Annotated in this window: 19 protein-coding genes and 1 pseudogene; 12 read left to right on the plus strand and 8 right to left on the minus strand. The window is 75.7% G+C overall.

Going from position 1 to position 21,406, the window contains the following annotated elements; all coding sequences use genetic code 11:
• Nucleotides 1-53: 53 nt before the first annotated feature.
• Nucleotides 54-323 (plus strand): chaplin, encoded by a 270-nt coding sequence (locus MID12_RS13375; RefSeq protein WP_040250282.1) that lies wholly within the window; start codon nt 54-56, stop codon nt 321-323.
• Nucleotides 324-447: 124 nt separating this feature from the next.
• Here MID12_RS13375 and MID12_RS13380 read toward each other — a convergent pair whose 3' ends face one another.
• The 5 genes from MID12_RS13380 to MID12_RS13400 all read right to left on the minus strand — a co-directional run bounded on the left by MID12_RS13380 (nt 448) and on the right by MID12_RS13400 (nt 4,026).
• Nucleotides 448-1,311 (minus strand): tyrosinase family protein, encoded by an 864-nt coding sequence (locus MID12_RS13380; RefSeq protein ID WP_040250285.1) that lies wholly within the window; start codon nt 1,309-1,311, stop codon nt 448-450.
• A 148-nt stretch (nt 1,312-1,459) separates the two neighbouring features.
• Nucleotides 1,460-2,068: a tyrosinase family oxidase copper chaperone gene (locus tag MID12_RS13385; protein WP_411576950.1), complete on the minus strand. Its 609-nt coding sequence runs from the start codon at nt 2,066-2,068 to the stop codon at nt 1,460-1,462.
• 76 nt (nt 2,069-2,144) lie between these two features.
• Entirely contained in the window at nt 2,145-2,807 is a 663-nt protein-coding gene (locus MID12_RS13390; protein ID WP_078844948.1) for a vitamin K epoxide reductase family protein, read from the minus strand.
• Nucleotides 2,808-3,179: 372 nt separating this feature from the next.
• Nucleotides 3,180-3,464, minus strand: coding sequence for a hypothetical protein (locus tag MID12_RS13395; RefSeq protein ID WP_312885502.1), 285 nt, complete (start codon nt 3,462-3,464; stop codon nt 3,180-3,182).
• A 322-nt stretch (nt 3,465-3,786) separates the two neighbouring features.
• Entirely contained in the window at nt 3,787-4,026 is a 240-nt protein-coding gene (locus MID12_RS13400; RefSeq protein WP_040250287.1) for a chaplin, read from the minus strand.
• A gap of 204 nt (nt 4,027-4,230) precedes the next feature.
• On the opposite strand from MID12_RS13400, the gene MID12_RS13405 reads away from it, so the two are divergent.
• The 9 genes and pseudogenes from MID12_RS13405 to MID12_RS13445 all read left to right on the plus strand — a co-directional run.
• Entirely contained in the window at nt 4,231-5,340 is a 1,110-nt protein-coding gene (locus tag MID12_RS13405; RefSeq protein WP_040250290.1) for a hypothetical protein, read from the plus strand.
• A gap of 25 nt (nt 5,341-5,365) precedes the next feature.
• Nucleotides 5,366-6,574 (plus strand): glycosyltransferase family 4 protein, encoded by a 1,209-nt coding sequence (locus tag MID12_RS13410; RefSeq protein WP_052482310.1) that lies wholly within the window; start codon nt 5,366-5,368, stop codon nt 6,572-6,574.
• Complete coding sequence (locus tag MID12_RS13415) at nt 6,571-8,064, plus strand: exopolysaccharide biosynthesis polyprenyl glycosylphosphotransferase (protein ID WP_263167281.1); 1,494 nt, start codon at nt 6,571-6,573, stop codon at nt 8,062-8,064. Before MID12_RS13410 ends, MID12_RS13415 begins: the two co-directional genes overlap by 4 nt.
• Nucleotides 8,065-8,071: 7 nt before the next feature.
• Nucleotides 8,072-9,496, plus strand: coding sequence for an O-antigen ligase family protein (locus MID12_RS13420; RefSeq protein WP_411576951.1), 1,425 nt, complete (start codon nt 8,072-8,074; stop codon nt 9,494-9,496).
• A gap of 86 nt (nt 9,497-9,582) precedes the next feature.
• Nucleotides 9,583-11,421, plus strand: coding sequence for a lipid II flippase MurJ (locus tag MID12_RS13425; protein WP_263173134.1), 1,839 nt, complete (start codon nt 9,583-9,585; stop codon nt 11,419-11,421).
• Nucleotides 11,411-12,184 carry a polysaccharide deacetylase family protein gene (locus MID12_RS13430; protein WP_237282729.1) on the plus strand — a complete coding sequence of 258 codons (774 nt, stop codon included), beginning with the start codon at nt 11,411-11,413 and terminating at the stop codon, nt 12,182-12,184. Before MID12_RS13425 ends, MID12_RS13430 begins: the two co-directional genes overlap by 11 nt.
• Nucleotides 12,181-13,323 carry a glycosyltransferase gene (locus MID12_RS13435; protein WP_263167284.1) on the plus strand — a complete coding sequence of 381 codons (1,143 nt, stop codon included), beginning with the start codon at nt 12,181-12,183 and terminating at the stop codon, nt 13,321-13,323. Before MID12_RS13430 ends, MID12_RS13435 begins: the two co-directional genes overlap by 4 nt.
• Nucleotides 13,320-14,018 carry a lipopolysaccharide biosynthesis protein gene (locus MID12_RS13440; protein WP_263167287.1) on the plus strand — a complete coding sequence of 233 codons (699 nt, stop codon included), beginning with the start codon at nt 13,320-13,322 and terminating at the stop codon, nt 14,016-14,018. The genes MID12_RS13435 and MID12_RS13440 overlap by 4 nt, the downstream gene beginning before the upstream one ends.
• A pseudogene (locus MID12_RS13445) lies at nt 14,015-15,196 on the plus strand (GNAT family N-acetyltransferase); the annotation flags it as partial. The gene MID12_RS13440 and the pseudogene MID12_RS13445, both read left to right, overlap by 4 nt.
• A 787-nt stretch (nt 15,197-15,983) precedes the next feature.
• On the opposite strand, the gene MID12_RS13450 reads toward MID12_RS13445, so the two are convergent.
• The gene (locus tag MID12_RS13450) at nt 15,984-17,258 is read right to left on the minus strand and encodes a glycoside hydrolase family 26 protein (RefSeq protein ID WP_263167289.1); all 1,275 of its coding nucleotides are present in this window, start codon (nt 17,256-17,258) and stop codon (nt 15,984-15,986) included.
• Between the two features lie 244 nt (nt 17,259-17,502).
• Here MID12_RS13450 and MID12_RS13455 point away from each other — a divergent pair, with 244 nt between their 5' ends.
• Both MID12_RS13455 and MID12_RS13460 read left to right on the plus strand, forming a co-directional pair.
• Nucleotides 17,503-18,846: an ATP-grasp domain-containing protein gene (locus MID12_RS13455; protein WP_263167290.1), complete on the plus strand. Its 1,344-nt coding sequence runs from the start codon at nt 17,503-17,505 to the stop codon at nt 18,844-18,846.
• Complete coding sequence (locus MID12_RS13460) at nt 18,843-20,231, plus strand: FAD-dependent oxidoreductase (protein WP_263173136.1); 1,389 nt, start codon at nt 18,843-18,845, stop codon at nt 20,229-20,231. Before MID12_RS13455 ends, MID12_RS13460 begins: the two co-directional genes overlap by 4 nt.
• Nucleotides 20,232-20,323: 92 nt before the next feature.
• Here the strand turns inward: MID12_RS13460 and MID12_RS32275 are convergent, their stop codons facing one another.
• Nucleotides 20,324-20,773 carry a chaplin gene (locus MID12_RS32275; RefSeq protein WP_052482315.1) on the minus strand — a complete coding sequence of 150 codons (450 nt, stop codon included), beginning with the start codon at nt 20,771-20,773 and terminating at the stop codon, nt 20,324-20,326.
• Between the two features lie 236 nt (nt 20,774-21,009).
• Nucleotides 21,010-21,240 (minus strand): chaplin, encoded by a 231-nt coding sequence (locus MID12_RS13470; RefSeq protein ID WP_040250302.1) that lies wholly within the window; start codon nt 21,238-21,240, stop codon nt 21,010-21,012.
• Between the last annotated feature and the right edge of the window lie 166 nt (nt 21,241-21,406).

Here is a 21,406-nt window from a genome sequence, read left to right on the forward strand (position 1 = left end):
GGGAGTACGCCCGCGCAGTGCGGCGTAAACATCGAAGGTCAAAGGAGTACGTGATGTCTCGCATCGCGAAGACGGCCGCGGTCGCGCTCGGCACGGGCGCGGTCATGCTCTCGGGCGCTGGTCTGGCGATGGCCGACGCGGGCGCCGAGGGCGTGGCCAAGCACTCCCCGGGTGTCCTCTCGGGCAACGTCGTCCAGATCCCGGTGAACATCCCGGTCAACGTCTGCGGCAACACCATCAACGTCGTCGGCGCCCTGAACCCGGCCGTCGGCAACACCTGCGCCAACCTCGGCCACGAGAAGAAGCACGGCTACGGCGACTGACCAGCCCCCGCCCGCTTCACCGGCAGCACCGAAGCCCCCGTACCGCACGCACGAACGCGCGGTACGGGGGCTTCGCCGTGCCCGGCCCCGCTCCGGGCGGACAGCGGGGCCGGGGCCGGGGGCGCTACGCGTACCGGTAGACCCGGTCGTGGCGTTCCATGTCCGCCGGGGTGACGTCCCAGGGCGGCATCTTCTGGTGGGCGGTCAGGACCCGGCCCTCCTGGAGGTCGGCGGGGCCGAGCGGCTGGGCGGGCAGATAGCGGCCGCCGGGGTGGGCCTGCTGCCAGCGCGACCAGAGCAGGTCGATGAAGCTGTGGTGCAGCCAGAACACCGGGTCGTTGACGGAGGCGCCGCCGAGCATGTGCCCGCCGACCCAGCGGTGCACCCGGTTGTGGTTGCGCAGCGCGCTGCTGCCGAAACCTTCCGTCCAGCCCTCCAGCTTGTTGCGGAAGCCGCCGGGCGAGGTGGAGTCCCAGGGCTCGACGTCGTACGTGCCGTCGCGCAGGGCGGCGTCGACATCGCGGGCGGTGGGCAGGGCGACCGGGTCGCGCGGGTGCCCGAACTCGCGGGTGAGGAACTCCCCGTCGGTCACGCTGTGCCGGATCCGCCAGCCGTTGCGGTAGGCGAAGGGGCCGGTGGTGACCTGCCGGTCGCCGCTGCGGCCGTTGCCGCCGAGCAGTTCCTCCGTCCACAGCGGGGAGCGGGCGGTGCGGTCGGCGGTCCAGTCCCAGTAGGGCACGCTCACCGCGGGGTCCGCGCGCCGCAGGGCCTCCTCGAAGTCGAGCAGGAAGCGCCGGTGCCAGGGGAAGAAGGTCGGCGTCATATGGGCGAGGCGCAGTCCCTCGTCCCCGTCGGCGTTGTACTGGGCGATGTGCCGGGCGACGAACTCGTCGTACTGTCCACTGCGTTTGACCTTGAGCACCGCGGCGACGAAGCGCCGCTTCTCGGCGCGGCTGAGGTGCCGCTGGTTCTTGCGGACGTAGACCATGGGGGTCCCTTCGGGCGGCGGGCAGGGCTGGGCGTAACGGGCGGGAGAGCCGGACGGGCGTGTGCGCCGGGGCGTACGCGCGGGCACGCGCATGTTTCGCGCGCGGGCGCCCGGAGGTGTGCGTGCCGGGGCGCGCGGGTCCGGTGGTTCAGGCGAGGGCGGTGGTGCCCAGCTCCAGGACGGCGGCGCGGGCGGCTGCGCGGGGCGAGGGGTACGACTCGTAGTGGTCGAGCATGCTGAGCCAGGTGCCGTCGACGCGGCGCATCAGGTGCAGGGGGCGGCCGTCGACGGTGACGGCGGCCCGGCCGCCGGGCAGCGCGGTGGCCCGCAGCCGGCGCCCTCGGAAGGTCTCCTCGAACAGGAGCTCGCCGCCCGCCTGCGGGGCTCCGTGCTGGACGGCGACGGGTCGGGCCGGGCCGCCGCCGGGTGCCTGGACCGTGCTGTCCCCGGCGCTCTCCCCCCGGGTCAGGACGAGCGGGGACAGCGCCCCGGCGACGCCGACGGCGGGCCCGGCCAGGAAGAGGGAGCGCAGGGCGGCCCGCCGGGTGGGCAGCCGGACCGGCGGCTGCTCCGCCTCGGCGCCCGTTGTCGCGGGCCGCCGGCCGCCGGGTCTTCTGCCCTTGCTGGCAAGGGAGTTGAGGGTGGTTGCCGTGCCGTCGCCGGGGCCGCGGGCGGGCGGCGTACCGCTGTCGCGGGAGGCGGTGGGCGGCTGCGCGGTCTGCGAATCGGTGCGGTCTGCTCCGGATCCTCGGCTCATCTGGCTGGTCCTCGTCTCGCTCGGCGGGCGGGCGGTCAGGCGCGGGGCCTGTCCGTGCTCCGGCGAGCGGGTGGGATCAGCCGGTCCAGAAGTCCCACCAGCGGGTCAGGACGAGCATCCCGATCACGCCGATGTGCAGCACCGGAGCCACCCACGTGAACTCGCCGAAGAAGCTCCTCAGCCACCCCGGCGCGGGCAGCAGCCCGGCGCGCACGGTGAAAGAAGTCACGTACCAAAACATGATGATCGTGGCAATCCAGGCGAGAGAGCACCACAGACACAGGGCGTTGATCCGGTAGAGCGACTGGAACTGCAGCCAGGTGCAGAATCCGACCCCGAAGAGGGTGCCCGCGTTCAGGCCGAGCCAGTACCAGCGGGGGAAGGTGCAGCGGCCGAGCAGGGCGGCGCCGATGCCCATGACGATGCCGTAGGCGACCAGGCCGAGCATCGGGTTGGGGAAGCCGAAGGCGGCGGCCTGCTCGCTCTTCATGATGTTGCCGCAGGACACCACGGGGTTGAGGCTGCACCCCGGGGTGAAGTCCGGGTCTTCGAGCAGCTTGAACTTGTCGAGGGTGATCACCCAGGCGGCGAGCAGTCCGGCGGCCCCGGTGAGCAGCAGCATCAGCCCGAAGCCGGGTCCGGCGCCCGCGGTCACCCGCGCCGCGTCGGGCAGCGGCCCGTCCTGCCGCGCCCGTTCCCCGGCATGCCGCGCGCCGTGCGGGCCGACCCTGGTGTCCATACCTGCGCCGCCTCTTCCCTGCATCTCGGTCCTGCTGCTCTGTCGTACTGATCTGTCGTACTGATCTGTCGTACTGATCTGTGCGGCTGATCTGTCCGGCTGCTCTGCCGTGCCGGTCCGCCGTGCCGATCAGCTGCGCTGTCGTCGCGCCGGTTCGTCGCGCCGGTGCGTCGCGCTTCCCGGCCCGGGTCGCCCCGGCCGCTCGGTTCCGCGTACGGCGCTCGGGCCGTGTCACACGCCGGGGCCGGTTCCCGGGGGTGGGGAACCGGCCCCGCTCCCGCACCGCGAGCGACCTCTCGCGGCGGTACGGGGTGGGTCGCGCCCGGGACCGCGGCGGCCGGCGGTGCGGCGCGCGGTCGGGGCGCGAGGGGGTCAGCCGCCGAGGGGCAGTCCGCCGAGCATCGGGGCGTTGCCGCCGCCCGAGTCGAGGCCGCCGGTGGCGCCGTTGAGGGCACCGGTCACGGAGCCGGCGCTCGACGGGTCGAGGGCGTTCGTCGAGACCGGGGAGTCGGCGAGCAGGGGCTGCTTGCTGACGGTGTCGGTCGCCAGGTCGGTCACGCCGGTGGGGACGAGTCCCGCGGCGAACGCCGGGGCTCCGGCACCCACCACGGCGAGAGAACCGGCGACGACAGCGGCAGCCTTGAGGGGCTTCATCATGATCCTTTCATCGGCGACGACCGTCGCCGGGCAGAGGGACACCCGGGCCACAACTCGCCCTCGGGTGTGCTTCGTTGTGGTTAACGAGCCCCGCACGGCTCAGAAACGAGCAACCGCGAATTTCCTGGACGCCCACCCGTTTGACCCGGCGGCACCAAAGCGCCCCGGCCGCCTGCGGACCCCCGTGGCATGTGCCCGCGGCCTACCGACTCGCGACCGGGCCCCGACCGCCATGCGACCGGCCCGCGACCGCCCCCGGAAACGCGGAAGGCCGCGCACCCTCTCCGGGTACGCGGCCCACAGCGCGAACTGCGGAAGCAGCTCAGTGGTTGACGCAGGTGTTGCCGAAGGTCGGGTTCAGCAGACCGATCACGTTGATCGAGTTGCCGCAGACGTTCACCGGAACGTGGACCGGGACCTGGACGACGTTGCCGGAGAGGACGCCGGGGGAGTGGGCGGCGCCGCCCTCGGCGCCGGAGGAGGCGCTGGCGAGGCCGGCGCTGCCGGCCACGGCGGCAGCAGCAACGGTGGAGAGGACGAGGGCCTTCGCAGTACGCGACATGGAGTGTTGCTCCTTGTGTTGATGGCAATCACCGGGGCGGGATGCCCGGCTCATGGACCAACGCCTGCGGCCTGAGGGAGTTCTGCGTCCATAGGGGTGATCCTTCTCCGCAACGCCTGACGAACACCGTCATCCGGAAGTGTGAGCGCGCACTCTGCACTGACCAACACACATTCTTTACAAGCCCGGAGAGCCGTCTAGGTCATGCGCCGTCCACTGGGTCCCGTACTGCGCCGCTCACTGCTGCCGCTGCTGCTGCTCGCCGCCTCCCCGGCGGCGCTGCCCGCCCCGGCCACCGCGGCCCCGCCCACCCCCGCGCCCGCGGAGTCGCCCGGGCTCGCCTTCGCGCCCCGCTACCACAGCGTGCAGCGCGGCGGCCTGGTGCGGGCCGCGAACTCCGCCGTCTCCTGCCGGGACTCCGGGCCCACCGCGAAGCTGTGCCCCGCGGTGCGCGGCGGCCGGGCGGGCGGGGTCAACGGCGACTTCGACATGTTCTACACGGACGTGGACCGCGACCCGAACACGTACAACTCCAGCCGCGGCGAGGTGCGGCTGCCCGCCGGTTCGCGGGTCAGCTACGCGCGCCTGTACTGGGGCGGGAACCTGCTCGCCGGTGAGCAGAAGCCGCCGAAGGACAACGGGCGGGTGCTGTTCGCGGAGCCGGGCGGGGCCTACCGGGAGGTCCGCGCGGACAGCCGGACGGGGCACCGCGTCGCGGGCGGCATGGACGCCTTCCAGGCCTCCGCCGACGTCACCCGCCTGGTGCGCGCCGCCGGGCCGGGGCAGTACACCGTCGCCCAGGTCAACGTGGCCAGCGGCCGTTCGCGGGCCGGCACCTGGGGCGGCTGGACCCTCGTCGTCGCCTACGAGAACCCGCGCGAGCCGCGCCGCGAACTGGGCCTGTGGGACGGCTTCGCCGCCTTCGACGCCGCGCACCCGAGCCACACCGTGCCGCTCACCGGTGTCGCGGTGCCGAAGGGGGCGCGCGGGACGGCCGGGTTCGTCGCCTACAACGGGGACCGCGGCACCCGCGGGGACTCGCTGGCGCTCTCCACCGGCCGCGGGCCCGGGGTGCTGCTGTCCGGCCCCGCCGACCCGGCCGACGACCTCCTCAACTCGACGGTCTCCGGGCCCGGTGGGGCGCGCACGGCGCGTACGCCCGCGTACGACAACACGCTCGGCTACGACTCGGATGTCCTGGACGCCTCCGCGGCGCTCGCGCCCGGCGGTGACCGGCTCGGGGCCCGCTTCACCTCCCGCCGGGACGCGGCCTGGCTCGGGGCGTTCTTCCTCGCCGCCGACGCCGGGCGCTGACCGGGGCAGTACGGGAGACGGGCGCATGGAGCAGTCAACCGCGGGCCGGGCCGGGCCGCTTCGGGTCCTGCATGTGGCACAGCCCGCGGAGGGCGGGGTCGCCCGGGTCGTCGCCGACCTGGTGCGCGCCCAGCTCGCGGCGGGCCTGGACGTGCGCGCCGCCTGCCCCGAACAGGGCGGCCTGGCACCCTCGTTGCGCGGACTCGGCAGCGAGGTGCGCGCCTGGGAGGCGGGCCGGGACCCCGGGCTCGCGGTGGCCGCCGAGGCCCGGCGCCTGGCCCGGCTGGTCGGCGAGGTGCGGCCCGATGTGGTGCACGCGCACAGTGCGAAGGCGGGGCTCGCGGCGCGGCTCGCGGTGCGCGGGCGGGTACCGACGGTCTTCCAGCCGCACGCCTGGTCCTTCGAGGCGGTCACCGGGACGACGGCGGCGCTGGCCCGCCGCTGGGAGCAGTACGCGGCCCGGTGGAGCGCGCGGGTGGTGTGTGTGAGCGAGGCGGAGCGGCGCACCGGGCTGCGGGCCGGGGTGCGCGCCGCCTGGTCGGTGATCCCCAACGGTGTGGACACCGACCTCTTCAGTCCGGGCCCGGCCGCGCTCCCCGCGCCGGGCCCCCGGGAGTCGGGCGGCGGATCCGGTCGGCCGCGGCCGGTGGATGTGCCGGGCCCGCTGGTGGTGTGCGTGGGGCGGCTGTGCCGGCAGAAGGGGCAGGACGTGCTCCTCGACGCCTGGCCGCAGATGCTGCGCAGGCTGCCGGGGGCCCGGCTCGTCCTGGTCGGCGAGGGCCCGGCGGAGGAGCGGCTGCGGCGGACCGCGGCGGCGACGGGCGCCGGGGCCTCGGTGTCCTTCCCGGGGGCGGTGGCCGATCCGGCGCCCTGGTACCGGGCGGCGGACCTGGTGGTGCTGCCCTCGCGCTGGGAGGGGATGGCGCTGGCGCCGATGGAGGCGATGGCCTGCGCGCGGGCCGTCGTGGTCACCGATGTCGGCGGCAGCCGGGAGTCGCTGCCGCCGGGCCATGTGCCGTACTGCCTGGTGCCGCCGGAGGATCCCGGGGCGCTGGCCCGCGCGGCGGTCGGTGTGCTCACCGACGCGCGGCTGCGGGACGCGCTCGCCCTCGCGGGGCGCCGTCACGTCCTGAGTTCCCACGATGTGCGGCGCACCGCCGAGCAGTTCGCCGACCTGTACCGCGAACTGCTCGGCATGCAGCGCACCGATCCCAGGGAGAACCGCACCCCGTGACCGCCGAAAGCACCGTCCCTCCGCCCGCCGGGCGCCCCCGCGGCGAGACCGCCGCGCCCGGTTCCGCCTCCCGCAGCTCACTCGCCCTCGCACCCCGGCCGGTGGCCGGGAAGCCGCTCGGCGGGACGGGCCGCAGCCCGGACCGCCGGTGGGGCGGCAGACCCCCGCTCCTCCTCGTCGACGTGCTGGCGGCGCTGGTCTCCTCGGTGCTGCTCGGCGGCCCGGCGGCCCGGCCGCTGCCGACCGCGCTCCTGGTGGCGACGGCGGCGCTCGCCCATGCCCGCGCCCCCCGGCGCACCGGCCCGGCGCCGGGCGCCCTGGAGGAGCTGCCCGCCGTGTTCCTGCGCGCCGCGGTCTGCTGGTGTCTGACGGCGGCGCTGCTCGCGGCGCTCGCTCCGGCGCGCGCCCTCTCGCTCGCCACCCTGGGCACGGCGCTCGCGCTGCACACCGCCCTCGGCTTCGCGGGCCGCGCGCTGCTCGCACGGCTGCGCACCCGCGCGGCGCTCGCCCACCCGCGCGCGGCCCTGGTCATCGGCGAGAGCGGCGCCGCCCAGCAGGTGGCGGCGGCGATCCTGCGGCATCCGCGGACCGGACTGCGCCCGGTGGGCCTCGTCGGCGCCCCGGACACGGAAGCCGCCGACGAGCACGAGGAGCGGCCCGGGACGGAGCCGCCGCGGCTGCCGGTGCTGAACTCCCCCGAGGAGATCCGCCGCGCGGTGGTCCAGAACGGGGTGCGCGCCGCTCTGGTGGTGGGCGCCGACACCTGTGTGACCCGGCAGCAACTCCTCACCCAGCTCGACGAGTTCGGCTGCGAGCTGTGGCGCATCGACACCGCGGGCGGCTACGCCCCCGCGACCGGGCACCGGCTCGCCGCCTTCCCCTGCGAACTGCTCGCCCCGGTGCGCGGCGCCCGGCTCAGCCTCGCCAAGCGCTCCCTGGACGTGGCGGTCTCCGCGCTCGCCCTGCTGGCGCTCAGCCCGCTGCTCGGACTGTGCGCGGGGGTGCTGCGGCTGACCGACGGCCCCGGCGTGGTCTTCCGCCAGGAGCGCATCGGCCGCGACGGGCGCCCCTTCACGCTGCTGAAGTTCCGCACCTACCGCCCGGCCGACGCCGAGGAGTCGGCGACCCGGTGGAGCGTCGCCGGGGAGGCCCGCATCAGCCTGTTCTGCCGGTTCCTGCGCAGCACCAGCCTGGACGAGCTGCTGCAACTGGTGAACGTGCTCCGCGGCGACATGAGCCTGGTCGGGCCGCGGCCCGAACGCCCGTATTTCGTCGCGGAGTTCAGCCGCCTGCACCCGGGCTACGCGGCGCGGCACCGGCTGCCGGTCGGCATCACCGGCCTGGCGCAGATCAACGGGCTGCGCGGCGACACCTCCATCGAGGACCGGGCCCGCTTCGACAACGCGTACATCGAGACCTGGTCGCTGTGGGGGGATGTGTGCATCCTGCTGCGCACCGTCTCCTCGCTGCTGCGCCGCACGGGAAGCTGAGGACGACGTGAGCCAGTGGGCCGCACCCCTGCCGCTGCCGGACCGGGCGGCGGCACTCGGCGCCTTGCGGCGGGCGGCACCGGTACTGCCGGTGGTGCTGCTGCTCGCCCTGGTGGCGCTGCCCGCGGGCGGCCCCTTCGGGTCGGGCGACGGCTCCGGCGGCACCCTCGCGGACGCGCTCTCCGCGGTGCTCGTCGCCGGCTGCGCGCTGCGCCTGGTGCGCGGGGCGCGCCGGCCGCTCAGCCGGCTCGCGGCGCTGGTGCTGGGGCTGCCGGTCGCGGGCATCGCGCTGGCCGCGGCGGGCGCGGCCGGTACGACGGGCCTGACCGGCATGGTCCGCTATCTGCAGATCTTCGTCCTGGTCCCGGCCGCGGTGCTGCTCCTGGTGCGCGACGCCCGCGACTTCCGCCTGGTCGCCTGGTCCTTCCTCGGCCTCGCGCTGTGGCAGGGCGCGGTCGGCGTGCACCAGTACCTCACCGGCACCGGCGCCTCGTACATGGGCTCCGATGTGCGGGCGGTGGGCACCTTCGGCCCGAACGACATCATGGGGATGTCCACGGTGGTCAGTTACGGGCTGGTGTGCGCGGTGGGCCTCGCGCTCGGCCCGGGCGGCGCCGACGACGCGGGCCCCGGCAGCCGTTCGGACAGCGGGACTTGGGAGCGCTGGCGGCGGCCGCTCGCGGCGGGCTGCGCGGTGCTGCTGCTTGTGCCGCTGTCGCTGTCGTTCAGCCGCGGCGCGTGGATCGCGACGGTGGTGGCGCTCTCGGTGCAGCTCCTGATGGCCGGAGTGCGGCGCGCGGTACGGGTGTTCGCCGCCGTCGCCGCGGCCGGGGTGGTCCTGGTCGCGGGCATGGGCGTCGGCTCGCAGCTGCTGAGCGAACGCGTCGGCAGCATCGGCCAGGTGACCGCGGCCCCCGACCAGTCGGTCACCGACCGGTACACGATGTGGGCGGCGGCGCTCGGCATGTGGCGGGAGCAGCCGGTGACGGGCGTGGGCCTCAAGCAGTTCCCCGCCGAACGCGACAGCCACGCCTCGCTCGCCCTCTCCTCCGGCAGCGATGTCGCGGGCGCGGGCACCGACTTCCACCGCCAGGCCTTGCTCTCCCCGCACAATATGTATCTCCTCGTCCTCAGCGAGCAGGGCATGCTCGGCCTCACCGCCCTCGCGGGCAGCTGGGCCGTCCTCCTGGTCCGCGGCCTGCACCGCGCCGCCAAAATCCCTTCTGCAAAAGGCAGTTCGCACCCGAGGCACCCCGGCCGGGCCCCCGCCAAGGACTGCGCCTTCGTCGCCTGCGGACTGCTCGTCTGGCAGCTCGCCGACTTCGTGTACGCGGACATCGGCGGCCCCTCGACCGTGCTGACCGCGGTCGTCCTCGGCCTCGCCGCCTGGTGGGCCCTGGCCGACCGCGGCCCCCGGGAGGCGACCCGGTGAGCAAGCGGACCCGGCCCACCGCCGGTACGCCCGAGGAGGCGGCCGCGGCGGCACGTACGCCGCAGGGGGCGGCGGCCACCGCGACGATGACGGCCCCGGCCACCGGCGCGGAAGCCGCGGACACCCCCGGCGCCGCGAAGGGACCGCGTCCCCTCAACTCCCCCGCCACTAAGGGTGGTTCCCCAGCCACCGCCTCTCCCCCTCCCTCCGTCAACCGCCTCCTGGCCCGGGCGGCGCTGCTCACCGCGGTGTTCTCGGCGGCCGGTTCGCTGCTCGGTCTGGTGCGGGACCAGACCCTGGCGCAGCTGTTCGGGGCCGGTCCGGGCACCGACGCCTTCCTGGTGGCGTGGACGGTGCCGGAGCTGGCCTCGACGCTGCTGATCGAGGAGGGGCTGGCCTTCGCGATGGTGCCCGCGTTCAGCGTGGCGCTGTCGCGGCGGGCGCGCGGCGAACGGGCGGCCGACGGCGGCGATCCGGTGCGGGCCCTGGTGGCGGCCTCCCTGCCGCGGCTCGCGCTGTGGCTCACGGGTGTCGGGGCCCTGCTGATCGCCACCGCGCCGCTGCTCGTGGACCTCCTGGCACCGGGCCTCGACGACCCGGGGCTCGCGGTGGACTGCACCCGGCTGACGGCGACCTCGCTGCTCAGCTTCGGGCTCACCGGCTACTGCAGCGCCGCCCTGCGCGCGCACCGCAGCTTCCTGGCACCGGCGACCATCTACGTGGCGTACAACACCGGCATCATCACCGCCCTGTTCGTCTGCGGCGGGCGCTGGGGGGTGGCCTCGGCGGCGGTCGGGGTCGCGGTCGGCGGCTGCCTGATGGTGGCGGTGCAGGCACCCTCGCTCTGGCGCCGCCTGCGCACCGGGGAGGCGGCGCCCCCGGCCGCCCCCGACTCCGGCGCCCGGACAGCCGAGGAGACGACCGCGCCGCCCAACGAGCCCCAGCGCGGGGCGGGTTGGCCGGTGGACGGCGGGCTGCTGCTGACCGTGCTGCTGTTCGCGGCGGTGCGCCAGTCGCAGGTGTTCATCGAGCGCTTCCTCGCCTCCGGGCTGCCCGCGGGGGCGATCTCGCACCTCAACTACGCCCAGAAGATCTGCCAGTTGCCGATGGTGCTCTCGCTGATGCTGTGCACGGTCACCTTCCCGGTGGTGGCGCGGGCGGTCGCCGACGGCGACACCGAGGCCGCCCGCGACCGGGTGGAACGCGATCTGCTGCTGGCCGCCTCGGTGGTGCTGCTCGGCGCCGCCGCGGTGGTGGCGAGCGCGCCGCAGCTGGTGCAACTCCTGTTCCAGCGCGGGGCGTTCACCGCCGCCGACACCTCGGCGACGGCCGGGGTGATGCGGGTGTACGCGGCCGGGCTGCTCGGGCACACCCTGGTGGGCGCGCTGATCCGGGCGTACTTCTCCGGCAACCGGCGGGCCTGGTACCCGGTCGCGGCGATGGCGGCCGGTGCGGCGGCGACCGGGCTGCTCGGCGCGCTGGCCGTGGGCCCCTTCGGGGTGCGGGGCATCGCCGCCGCGAACGCCGCCGGGATCACGCTGACCGCGGCGCTGCTCCTGTACGGCTGCACCCGTACCGTCCCGCTGCGCACCGGCCGGGTGGCCGCCGCGCTGCTGTGCCCGCTCGGCGGTGCGGTGGCCGCCGCGGCGGCCGGACTCGCCGCGGCCCCTCTGCTCGGCAGCCTCGGCGCCACCGCCCCGGCCGCCGCGCTCGCCCTCCAACTCCCGCTGATCGCGCTGGTGTTCGCGGCGGTGACCTGCCTCCTCGGCCGCCGCGGGTTCCCGGCGCTCTCCGTACGCCTGCCCCGGCTCGGCCGCCCGGCACCGCACCCGGCGCGCCCCGCCGACGAGCCGACCGCCACCGCCACCGCCACCGCCACCGACGACGCAGCCCCCACCGACCGAAAGAGCGCCGATGTCCGTTGAACCGCAGCCGGGGCGCACCCCGCGCCCCCGCCGGGCCGCCTCCGGGGTGCCCTGGATCGCCATGTACCACTCGGTGGGCAGCTGCGCCGACGACCCGTACCGCATCACCGTGAGCCCCGACCGGCTCGCCGAGCAGCTGCGCTGGATGCGACGCAACCGGCTGCGGGGCGTCGGGGTCGGGGAGTTGCTCGCCGCGCGTGCCGCGGGCGGGGGCCGCGGTCTGGTCGGGCTGACCTTCGACGACGGCTACACCGACTTCCTCAGCCACGCGCTGCCGCTGCTGCGGCGCTGCGGGTTCCGGGCCACGGTGTTCGTGCTGCCGGGGCGGCTCGGCGGTGTCAACGAGTGGGATCCGCTGGGCCCGCGCAAGCCGCTGCTGACCGCGGAGGGCATCCGCGAGGCGCATGCCGCCGGGATGGAGATCGCCTCCCACGGGCTCACCCACATCGATCTGACCGGCTGCGACGAGCAGTTGCTGCGCGCCGAGACGGTGGGCAGCCGCACCCTCCTCTCCGAGCTGGTGCGCGCCGAGGTGAGCGGCTTCTGCTATCCGTACGGCACCGTCGACGCCCGGGTGGCGGCCGCGGTCCGCAGGGCCGGTTACCGCTACGCCTGCGCGATCGACCCGGGCCGCCTGAGCGGGCCGTTCGCGCTGCCGCGGCTGCACATCGGCCAGCAGGACACCCCCTTGAGGATGGCGCTCAAGCGCAGGCTGCACCCGCTGCGCCGCCGGGCCCCGCGCGAAGAGGCGGCCCCGGTGTGAGGGCGCTGCACATCATCACCGGCCTCGGCGTCGGCGGCGCCGAGCAGCAACTGCGCCTGCTGCTGCGGCAGTTGCCGGTGGACTGCGAGGTGGTCACGCTCACCAACCCGGGCCCGGTCGCGGACGGGCTGCTCGCCGACGGGGTGCGCGTGGTCCACCTGGGCATGGCCGGCAACCGGGACCTGTCCGCGCTGCCGAGACTGACCGCGCTGATCGAACGCGGCGGCTACGACCTGGTGCACACCCATCTGTACCGGGCCTGCCTCTACGGCCGGATCGCCGCCCGCCTGGCGGGCGTACGGGCCATCGTGGCCACCGAACACTCCCTGGGCGAACGGCAGTTGGAGGGCCGCCCGCTGACCGGCGCGGTACGCGGCCTCTACCTCGCCGGGGAGCGCCTGGGCCGCGCCACGGTCGCGGTCTCCGCCACCGTCGCCGAACGGCTGCGCCGCTGGGGCGTGCCCGAGGACCGTATCCACCTGGTGCCCAACGGCATCGACGCCGAGGCCTTCCGCTTCGACGCCGCCGCCCGCCGCCGCACCCGCGCGCTGCTCGGCCTCCCCGAGGACGCCTATGTCATCGGCGGGGTGGGGCGGCTCGCGGCGGGCAAGCAGTTCGGCGTACTGATCGAGGCGCTCGCCCAACTCCCCGCCGACTGCCGCCTGTTGCTGGTCGGCGGCGGCCCCGAGGAGGGCGCGCTCCGGCAGGCGGCACGGCAGCGGGGCCTCGCCGACCGGGTCGTCCTCGCCGGGGAGAGCCCGCTGCTGCCCGCGCCCCGCGACTCTCGACGCCCCCCGCTGGGCGCCCTGTTGTCCGCGATGGACGTACTGGCCTCGCCCTCCCCGGAGGAGGCCTTCGGTCTGGCCGCCGTCGAAGGGCTCGCGGCGGGACTGCCGGTGCGCTACGCGGCCTGCCCCGCCCTGGAGGACCTGCCCCGGCAGTCCACCGCGGGCGCCGAACGCCTCGCCCCCGGCGCCGCCTCCTTCGCCCGCGCCCTCGCCGCGCTGCGGGCCGCGGGCCCGCGCCGCCTGCAGGTACCCGGCGCCGTCCACCACTACAGCATCGCCCGCAGTGCCCGGCAGCTGACCGGCGTGTACGCACAGGCGCTGGCACCGACCAAGGGAGTGACCCGCTCATGACCGAACAATCCCCGCCCCGCCCGGCCGCCGCCCGTGCCGCGCTGCGCACCTTCGCCGCGCGCCTGTGGCGGCTGCCCGCCTGGTGGCTGCTGCCGGTGTGCGCCCTGCTCGGCGCGGTGATCGGTGGCGCGTACGGGCTGCTGCGCGCCCCCCAGTACACGGCGACGAGCTATGTCATCGCGGTGCCCGGCGACAAGGCGGACCCGGCGACCGCGCTCGGCTTCGCCCAGGCCTACGGCCGGGTCGCCACCCAGCTCGCCGTCCTCGGCGACGCCCAGGTCGAGGCGGGCGTCCCCGTCGCGACGCTGCGCGAGAGCGTACGGGCGGCCACCTCCCCGGACGCGCCGATGATCTCCCTGTCGGCCACCGCCGCCTCGCCGGGCACCGCCACCGACATGGCCAACGCGGTCGCCCGGGCGCTGACCGCCAACGCCCGCCTGACCAAGGACGCGATGCGGGTGCAGCTGGTGCAGTTCTCCCGCGCCACCGAACCCTCCTCCCCCGCCTCCGCCTCCGCCGCGGTGACCGCCCTGGTCGGCGCGAGCGCGGGCGGACTGCTCGGCGGCCTCGCCCTGCTCGCCCGGCCCCGGCGCCGTACCGCGGGCGGGGAGAACGCCTCGGTACCGGCCCCGGCGGGCGAGAGCGCGCCCGCCGCCGAGCGGGCCGCCGCCGGTGAAGCCCGGGCGGCCACATGAGCAGCGCCCTCGGCACCGGCCTGCCGCGCGCCACCGCCCGCCGCGCCCCCTGGCCCGCGGCGGGCGCCGCCGGGCAGAGCGCCGTCTTCGGCTGGTGCCGCACCCAGAGCGAGTTCGCGGCGCTCGCCCCGGAGTGGGAGCGCCTGTACGACAACTGCCGCAGCGCGACGCCCTTCCAGAGCCACGCCTGGCTGCACTCCTGGTGGCGCGCCTACGGCACCCGGGGCCGCCTGCGCCTCGCCCTGGTGCGCGACGGCGCGGGCCGGCTCCTCGCGGTGGCCCCGCTGCGGGCGGTGCGGTGGCCGGTGCCCGCGCTGGTCCCGCTCGGCGGCGCGGTCACCGACTTCATGGACATCCTCCTCGACGACGACCACCGGGACGCCGCCGCCGAGGCCCTGGTGCGCGGGCTCTCGGCCGCCGCCCGCACCCGGCTGCTCGACCTGGGCGAGGCCCGGCCCGGCGCGGCCACCGCCCTGCTGCACGAGGCCTGGCCGGGCCCGCGCCGGGTCCTGGACGACTCGGTGTGCCTGCACCTGCCCGCCGTACCGCTGGAGTCGCTGCTGACCCGGCTGGCGGCGCCGCGCGCCCAGCGGGTCCGCGCCAAGCTGCGCAAGCTGGACGCCCTCGGCATCGAGCAGCGCCCGGTGCCCGCCGCCGAGGCCGAGCAGGCGGTACGCACCCTGCTGCGGCTGCACCGGCTCCAGTGGCAGGGCCGCGGGGTGACCGCCGAGCATCTGCGGCCCCGGTTCGCGGAGCACCTGGTGGGCGCCGCCGGCCGGATGGTGGCCGCCGGGCAGGCCCGCCTGACCGAGTTCCGCCTCGACGGGGAGGTGGCCGCCGTCGACCTGAGCCTGCGCGGCCCCCGCCTGCGGGGCGGCTACCTCTACGGCGCCGATCCCCGGCTGCGGGAACGCAAGGCGGACGTCGCCACGATGCTGCTCCGCTCCGTGCTGGCGGACTGCGCGGACGCCGGCACCCCCGGCGAAATCCTGAGCCTGCTGCGCGGCGAGGAACCGTACAAGCACCACTGGCGCCCCGACACCGCCGTCAACCGGCGCTATCTGCTGGCCAGTCGGAGCACCGCCCCCCTGCTCGCCGCGGTCACCCTGGACGCGGCGGCCCGGCAGCGGGCGCGGGCGCTGCGCGCGGCCTGGCGGGAGCGGACCTGGGCGGCGCCGTGGGAGCGGCGGGACCGGGGGGAGCGGAACGGGAAGGCGAAGGGGGCCGATCAGCGGGCCCAGGGGCCTGATGAGAAGGCGAAGGGACCGGAGCAGAAGAGGAAGGCGCCGGACGCGAAGGGGCCGAACGGGAAGCGGCCGGACGGCAAGGGGCCCGACGGGAAGAGGCCCGACGGCAAGGGGCCTGACGGGCAGGGGCCGGACGGGAAGGCACCGGACGGGAAGAGGCCCGACGGGAAGGTGTCCATCCGCAAGGCACCCATCCGTAAGGCACCGATCCGGCAGGCACCGATCCGGCAGGCGTCGGCCCGGGAGGCGTCGGCCCGGGAGGCGGGTGCCGAGGCTGCCTCCTCCTCACCGGCCCGGGCCGGGCAGGGCGGCGGGAAGTCCGCCGCTCCGGCGCCGCGGACCGCCCCGGACGCCGGAGCCGGGCGCGGGGCGGACCGTGAGAGCTGAGGCGGCACGGGCGTCGGCGTCGGTGAGGGCGGCGGCGGAAGGGCCGAGGGCCGGGCGGGCTGCCGGGACCGGCGAGACGCCCGGTGCGGACGGGGCAGACAGGGCAGACGGGCGGCGCACGTCCGGCACCGCTGCCGCCGCCCTCGCCTCCCCGGTCGCCTGCACCGCTTCCGCCGCTTCCGCCTCCCCGGCTCCCGGCACCTGGTCGGCAGTCCCCGGCGCCGGATCATCCGTCCCCGCCACCGGGCCGACAGCCCTCCTCACCGGACCAGCAGTCCTCACCACCCCATCAGCAGTCCCCGTCACCGCATCAGCAGCCCCCGCCACCGGCTCAGCAGTCCTCGTCGCCGAACCAGTCCCGCAGCCAGCCGGGCAGCCGGGACTCGCAGGACCCGTCGTCCTCCGGCGGGTCGGGGACCTCGGCCTCGGGCGGGTCCGGGATCTCGGGCCACTCCGGTTCCTGCGGCTCGCCGGGTTCCTGCGGCTCGCCGGGTTCCTCGGGTGCCGTGCCGCCGGAGACCACCGAGCGGTAGAGGGCGGCGGCGCGCGGATTCTGCCCGCACTGCCAGACGCCGTGCGGGCAGTAGTCGGTGATGGTCTGGTAGAGCGGCTTGTGGTCGCTCATCCAGTCGAGCATGCCGCGCATGTAGGCGGAGTTGTCGCCGCCGCGGAACAGTCCCCACTCGGGGAAGGAGATCGGCTTGCGGTGCGCGGCGGCGAAGGCCGCGTGGTCGCGCAGCCCGTACGGCTCCGTGACCTGGTCCTCGAAGGACAGGCCCTCGGGCTGGTCGTAGGCGTCGAGGCCGATGATGTCGACGACCTTGTCGCCGGGGTAGCACTCGGTCCACGGGATGGCGTCCCGGCCGCGGGTGGCGGTGAAGTCGAAGCGCAGCTTCTGCCCGGGGACCATGCGCATGACGCGGACGATGCGGGTCCAGTACGCCTTCCAGGCGGCCGGGTCGGGGCCGCAGCGGTGCGAGTAGGTGGTGCCGTTCATCTCCCAGCCCGGCACCAGGACCGTGTCGGGGACCTTCAGCGCGACGAGGCGCTGGGCGAGCCTGTAGAAGTGCTGGTCGTAGGCGCCGGCCGCGCCGCGGCGCAGCAGGGTGCGGACCTCTCTGTCGCCGAGCCGCTCCTCGTTGCGTTCCATCATCGGGACGTTGACGACGAGCATCCGGTCGTTTTCGGCGCGGCGCCATTTCGCCCAGCTGTCGAGGAATCCGTGGCCGCCCTCGATGTTCTCCCAGCGGTCGCCGGGCAAGTAGGTGTGCCCGACCCGGATTTCGGCGCCGCCGAGCCAGCGGCTGAATTCGGCGATCTGCCGTACGCCCTTCTCTCCGTAGTCGAGATAGGCGCCCACGGCGGTTTTCGCGGCGGCCGGCGCGGGCGCGCTGCCGGGCGGTGCGCTGCCCGGCGGCCCGCCCTCGGGCCCGGGCCCCGCGGCGGGCGACGCCCCGGGGGCCGTACCCCCCGGACCGGCGCCGTCACCGCCGCCGACCGGTGTGAAGAGCGCGGCAGCCGTGACCAGCACGGCCGCGCATACCAGCCCGCCGGCCACCCGGCGCCGATGCTGGGACCCGAGACCGTCGTGTGCGCGCATACCCATGCCGCTCCCTTTCTCACTGCCCGACCCTGCACTGTCCGCTTTCCCGGTCACCGTCACCCGGTACAACTCTCCCGGTTTTCGGTTTCCGCGGAGACGCTTTTCCGTTCCGCTTCCTGTTCTACGTCGGCTGACCCGACGTCATAAATATTTCTATTACGCCGATTGAGTATCTGAAACGCCCTCCACCCACCCTTTCCCTCTGCCGGGTGAGCAAATGGCGGGCACAACGAGGAGGATCAGCCAGGTGCCGCAGTTCGACACCCGCGTACCCGCCGTACTGCTGCGGATCGACCGGAACCCCTTCCACCACGGCACCCTCGGTGCGGTGCGCTCGCTCGGCCGCGCCGGAATCGACGTGCACCTGGTGGCGGATCTGACGGGCAGTCCGGTCGGCCGCTCCCGCCATCTGCGGGCGGTGCACGTACCGCCGCCGCCCGACGCCCCGGAGGAGCGGATCGCGCGCGCCCTCGGCCGACTCGCCGGGCGCCTCGCGCACCCCGCCGTGCTGATCCCGCTGGACGACGCGAGCGCCGTCGCGATCGGCCGCCGCCACCACGCGCTCGCGGGCCGCTTCCTGCTGCCCGGCGTCCCCTCCGTACTGCCCGAGGAGGTCGCCGACAAGGAGCGCCTGGCGGGGGTCTGCGCCCGGCTCGGCATCCCGCACCCGCTGACCCTGGTGCCCGCCGACGCCCGGCAGGCCGCGGCCGCCGCCCGGCGCCTCGGCCTGCCCGTGGTCGCCAAGTGGAGCCGCCCCTGGCTGCTGCCCGCGGGCGCCGGACTGCGCAGCACCTGCCTGCTGCGCACCCCCGCCGAGGCCGCCGCCCTGTTCACCCGCGGCGCGCGGGCGGGCGGCCGCCTGCTCCTCCAGCGGTACCTGCCGCCGGGATCCGGGCAGCACCTCGACTGGTTCTTCCACGGCTACGCCGCCCGGGACGGCCGCATCCACGGCGGCGGCGCGGGCCGCAAGGAGCGCTCCTGGCCGCGCGGCACCGGGCTGACCGCGCTGGGCCGCTGGACCCCCGGCCCCGAACTCGCCGAGGCCGCGGGCGCCCTCGTCGCCGCCCTCGGCTACCGCGGCATCCTCGACCTCGACTTCCGCTACGACCCCGGCACCGGCACCTACCACCTGCTCGACTTCAACCCCCGGCCCGGCGCCCAGTTCCGGCTGTTCGCGGACGCGGGCGGACTCGACGTGGTGCGCGCCCAGCACCTGGACCTGACCCACCGTCCGCTCCCGGCGCCCCGCCCGCGGCCCGGCCGGGTCTTCGTCGTCGAGAACTACGCGCCGCTCGCCGCCCTGCGCCCCGCGCGCGGCGGCCGCCGCGAGGGCGCCTGGCTCGCGGCCGACGACCCGCTGCCCGGCCTCGCCCTGGGCCGGCTGTTCACCCGGCACGCCGTGTCCAGGCTGGCCGCCCGGCTGCGCCGCGCCCTGCCGCCCCGGCCCCGGCGGGCACCCGCCGCGGGCGCCACCGCCCTGGTGCCGGGCCAGGCGGGCCCCGGCGACCTGGAGTCCGCCCCTCGGGCCGGGCAGGAAGACCTCGGCCCCGCGAAGAACCCCACGGACAGGAAGAAGGCGAGCAGTTGCTGACGCACGATCTGCTGGTGGTCGGCGCGGGACCCTACGGACTCTCGATCGCCGCGCACGCCGCCGCGGCCGGACTCGACCTCAAGGTCTTCGGCCGCCCGATGGACTCCTGGCGCAGCCATATGCCGCCCGGCATGCTCCTGAAGTCCGAGCCCTGGGCCTCCCACCTCTCGGACCCGGCGGGCGCCTTCGGCCTCGACGCCTACGCCGCCGCCCACGGGCTGAGCGCCCGGCACGGCGAGCCGATCGGGGTGGCCGAATTCGCCGCGTACGGGCTGTGGTTCGCCGAGCGCGCGGTCCCCGCCGTCGATGAGCGCCTCGTCCGTTCCCTGCGGCCGGTTCCCGGCGGCTTCCGGGCCACCACCGAGGAGGGCGAGGAGGTCCGCGCCCGCACCGTCGCCCTCGCGGTCGGTGTGCTGCCCTTCGTCGACCTGCCCGGGGCGCTGCGCCCGCTCGGCACGGACGGCGCGCTGGCCTCGCACAGCAGCCACCACGGCGATCTGACGCGCTTTCGCGGCCAGGACGTCACCGTCGTCGGCGGCGGGCAGGCCGCCCTGGAGACCGCGGCCCTGCTCGCCGAACAGGGCACCCGCACCAGGGTCCTGACCCGCGCCGGGCAGCTGTGCTGGAACGACCTGCCGCCCGCCCTCGACCGCCCCTGGTGGCGCCGCGCCCGCTCCCCGCTCAGCGGCCTCGGCCAGGGCTGGCGCAACTGGTCCTACTCCGAACTCCCGGGCGCCTTCCGCCTGCTGCCCGCCGAGCGGCGCACCAGGATCAGCGCCACCGCGCTGGGTCCTGCGGGCGCCTGGTGGGTGCGCTCACGCGTGGAGTCCGGGGTCGAGGTGCTGACCGGCCACGAGATCATCCGGGCCGAGCCCGCCGGGGGCCGGGTGGGCCTGGAGGTCGCGGGCCCGGGCGGCACCCTGCGCCTGCGCACCGACCACGTCCTCGCGGCCACCGGCTTCACCGCGAGCAGCGCCCGGCTCGCCCCGCTCGACCCGGAGATCCGCGCGGCACTGCGCACCCTCGGCGACGGCTCCCCCGCGACCGGCCCGGGCTTCGAGTTCTCCTGCCCCGGCCTCTTCCTCGCGGGCCTGGTCACCGCCTCCGCCTTCGGCCCGTCGATGCGCTTCGTCTACGGGGCCTCGTACACGGCGGACCGGCTGGTACGCGGCGTGCGGCGCAGGCTCCGCCGGGGCGGGCCGGTACGGGTGCCGGGTCCGGCGGTGGAGGTCGAGGCGGGCGCGGTGGGATCGCGCGCGATCGAGGCGGGCGCGGTGGGATCGGGCGCGATCGAGGCGGGCGCGGCCGGAGTCAGTGCGGCCGGGGCGAGTGCGGCCGGGGCGGACGACGGGCGCAGCCCGGCCGGAGCGGGCGCGGCGGGCTGAGCGGCTGTACCCGCCCGGGGGGGGCGGGCAGCGCAAAGGGCCGGGTGGCCGCCGTGTGGCGGTCGCCCGGCCCTTCTGTCGCCGTACCCCTGTTACGCGGCCCGGCGGGAAGCGGCCGTACCGCGGCGGTAGAGGACTCCGCCGCCGATCAGCAGTACCGCGCCCGCCGCTGCCGCGGTGGTGGTGAGCGCGCTGTCGCCGCCGGTCTCGGCCAGCACGGGCGCCTGCGGCTCGGGTGCCTGAGGCTTCGGTGCGGGCGGTGCTTCGTGATGGACCGGGGTCTCGGGCTTCGGCTCGGGCTTCGGCTTCTCAGGGGCCGGTTCCGAGTCGTTGGCGCAGCTGTTGCCGACCGCCGGGTTGGCGACGCCGACGACATCAACGGTGTTGCCGCACACGTTCACCGGCACGTCGACCGGCACCTGGACGTTGTTGCCCGAAAGGACTCCGGGCGAGTTCGCCGCCGAACCACCGGCGTTCGCATCGGCGAACGCGGAAGCCGCGGGCAGGGACAGGACGCTCGTCGCGGCCGCGAGAAGTCCCACACGGAAAGCCTGTCGCACTCTGGTTGTCTTCCTGCTTGGAAAGATGGAGAAACCGGCCCTGGAGCCATGAACCCGGACCGGGATCAAGGACGTTCATCGATACGCGGGGACCAGCACCGCGGCGTTCCCACCGCGGCCCGGGCCGTCCGCTCGCAAGCCGCCGCGATCACCCGCGGGTGAGCACGGCTCCACAGCCGACGGTGACCGGCCCTCGGGGCCGGTCGTGCATCAACGATTCACTTGTTGACGCAGGTGTTGCCCACGGCCGGGTTCAGCAGACCGATCACGTTGATCGTGTTGCCGCAGACGTTCACCGGGATGTGCACCGGCACCTGGACGACGTTGCCGGACAGCACGCCGGGGGAGTGCGCGGCGCCACCCTCAGCACCGGAGGAGGCCATCGCGGGAGCGGCGGCACCGAGGGCCACGACCACACCGGCGACGATCGCCGAGCTCTTCTTGATCATCTCGGAGAATCCCTTCTTTTCCTACGGGCATGTCGGGGTGACGGCGATACCGGGCGAGCACGCATGAACGGCCCGCACCATGACCCGCATTGAGAGAAACGACCGGCACCGGGAGAGGAAACCGCGCAGCACTTTTTCGCCCCGGCTTTCACCCGAATGCCGTCGA

The sequence above is a fragment of the Streptomyces sp. SCSIO ZS0520 genome (assembly GCF_025643355.1).
Lineage (GTDB): Bacteria > Actinomycetota > Actinomycetes > Streptomycetales > Streptomycetaceae > Streptomyces > Streptomyces physcomitrii.

Excerpts from the sequence above, each read along its gene's own strand:
- MID12_RS13375 (WP_040250282.1), top strand. The coding sequence starts at position 54 with ATGTCTCGCATCGCGAAGACGGCCGCGGTCGCGCTCGGCACGGGCGCG.
- MID12_RS13380 (WP_040250285.1), bottom strand. The coding sequence starts at position 1,311 with ATGGTCTACGTCCGCAAGAACCAGCGGCACCTCAGCCGCGCCGAGAAG.
- MID12_RS13385 (WP_411576950.1), bottom strand. The coding sequence starts at position 2,068 with ATGAGCCGAGGATCCGGAGCAGACCGCACCGATTCGCAGACCGCGCAG.
- MID12_RS13390 (WP_078844948.1), bottom strand. The coding sequence starts at position 2,807 with ATGGACACCAGGGTCGGCCCGCACGGCGCGCGGCATGCCGGGGAACGG.
- MID12_RS13395 (WP_312885502.1), bottom strand. The coding sequence starts at position 3,464 with ATGATGAAGCCCCTCAAGGCTGCCGCTGTCGTCGCCGGTTCTCTCGCC.
- MID12_RS13400 (WP_040250287.1), bottom strand. The coding sequence starts at position 4,026 with ATGTCGCGTACTGCGAAGGCCCTCGTCCTCTCCACCGTTGCTGCTGCC.
- MID12_RS13405 (WP_040250290.1), top strand. The coding sequence starts at position 4,231 with ATGCGCCGTCCACTGGGTCCCGTACTGCGCCGCTCACTGCTGCCGCTG.
- MID12_RS13410 (WP_052482310.1), top strand. The coding sequence starts at position 5,366 with ATGGAGCAGTCAACCGCGGGCCGGGCCGGGCCGCTTCGGGTCCTGCAT.
- MID12_RS13425 (WP_263173134.1), top strand. The coding sequence starts at position 9,583 with ATGACGGCCCCGGCCACCGGCGCGGAAGCCGCGGACACCCCCGGCGCC.
- MID12_RS13430 (WP_237282729.1), top strand. The coding sequence starts at position 11,411 with ATGTCCGTTGAACCGCAGCCGGGGCGCACCCCGCGCCCCCGCCGGGCC.
- MID12_RS13440 (WP_263167287.1), top strand. The coding sequence starts at position 13,320 with ATGACCGAACAATCCCCGCCCCGCCCGGCCGCCGCCCGTGCCGCGCTG.
- MID12_RS13450 (WP_263167289.1), bottom strand. The coding sequence starts at position 17,258 with ATGGGTATGCGCGCACACGACGGTCTCGGGTCCCAGCATCGGCGCCGG.
- MID12_RS13470 (WP_040250302.1), bottom strand. The coding sequence starts at position 21,240 with ATGATCAAGAAGAGCTCGGCGATCGTCGCCGGTGTGGTCGTGGCCCTC.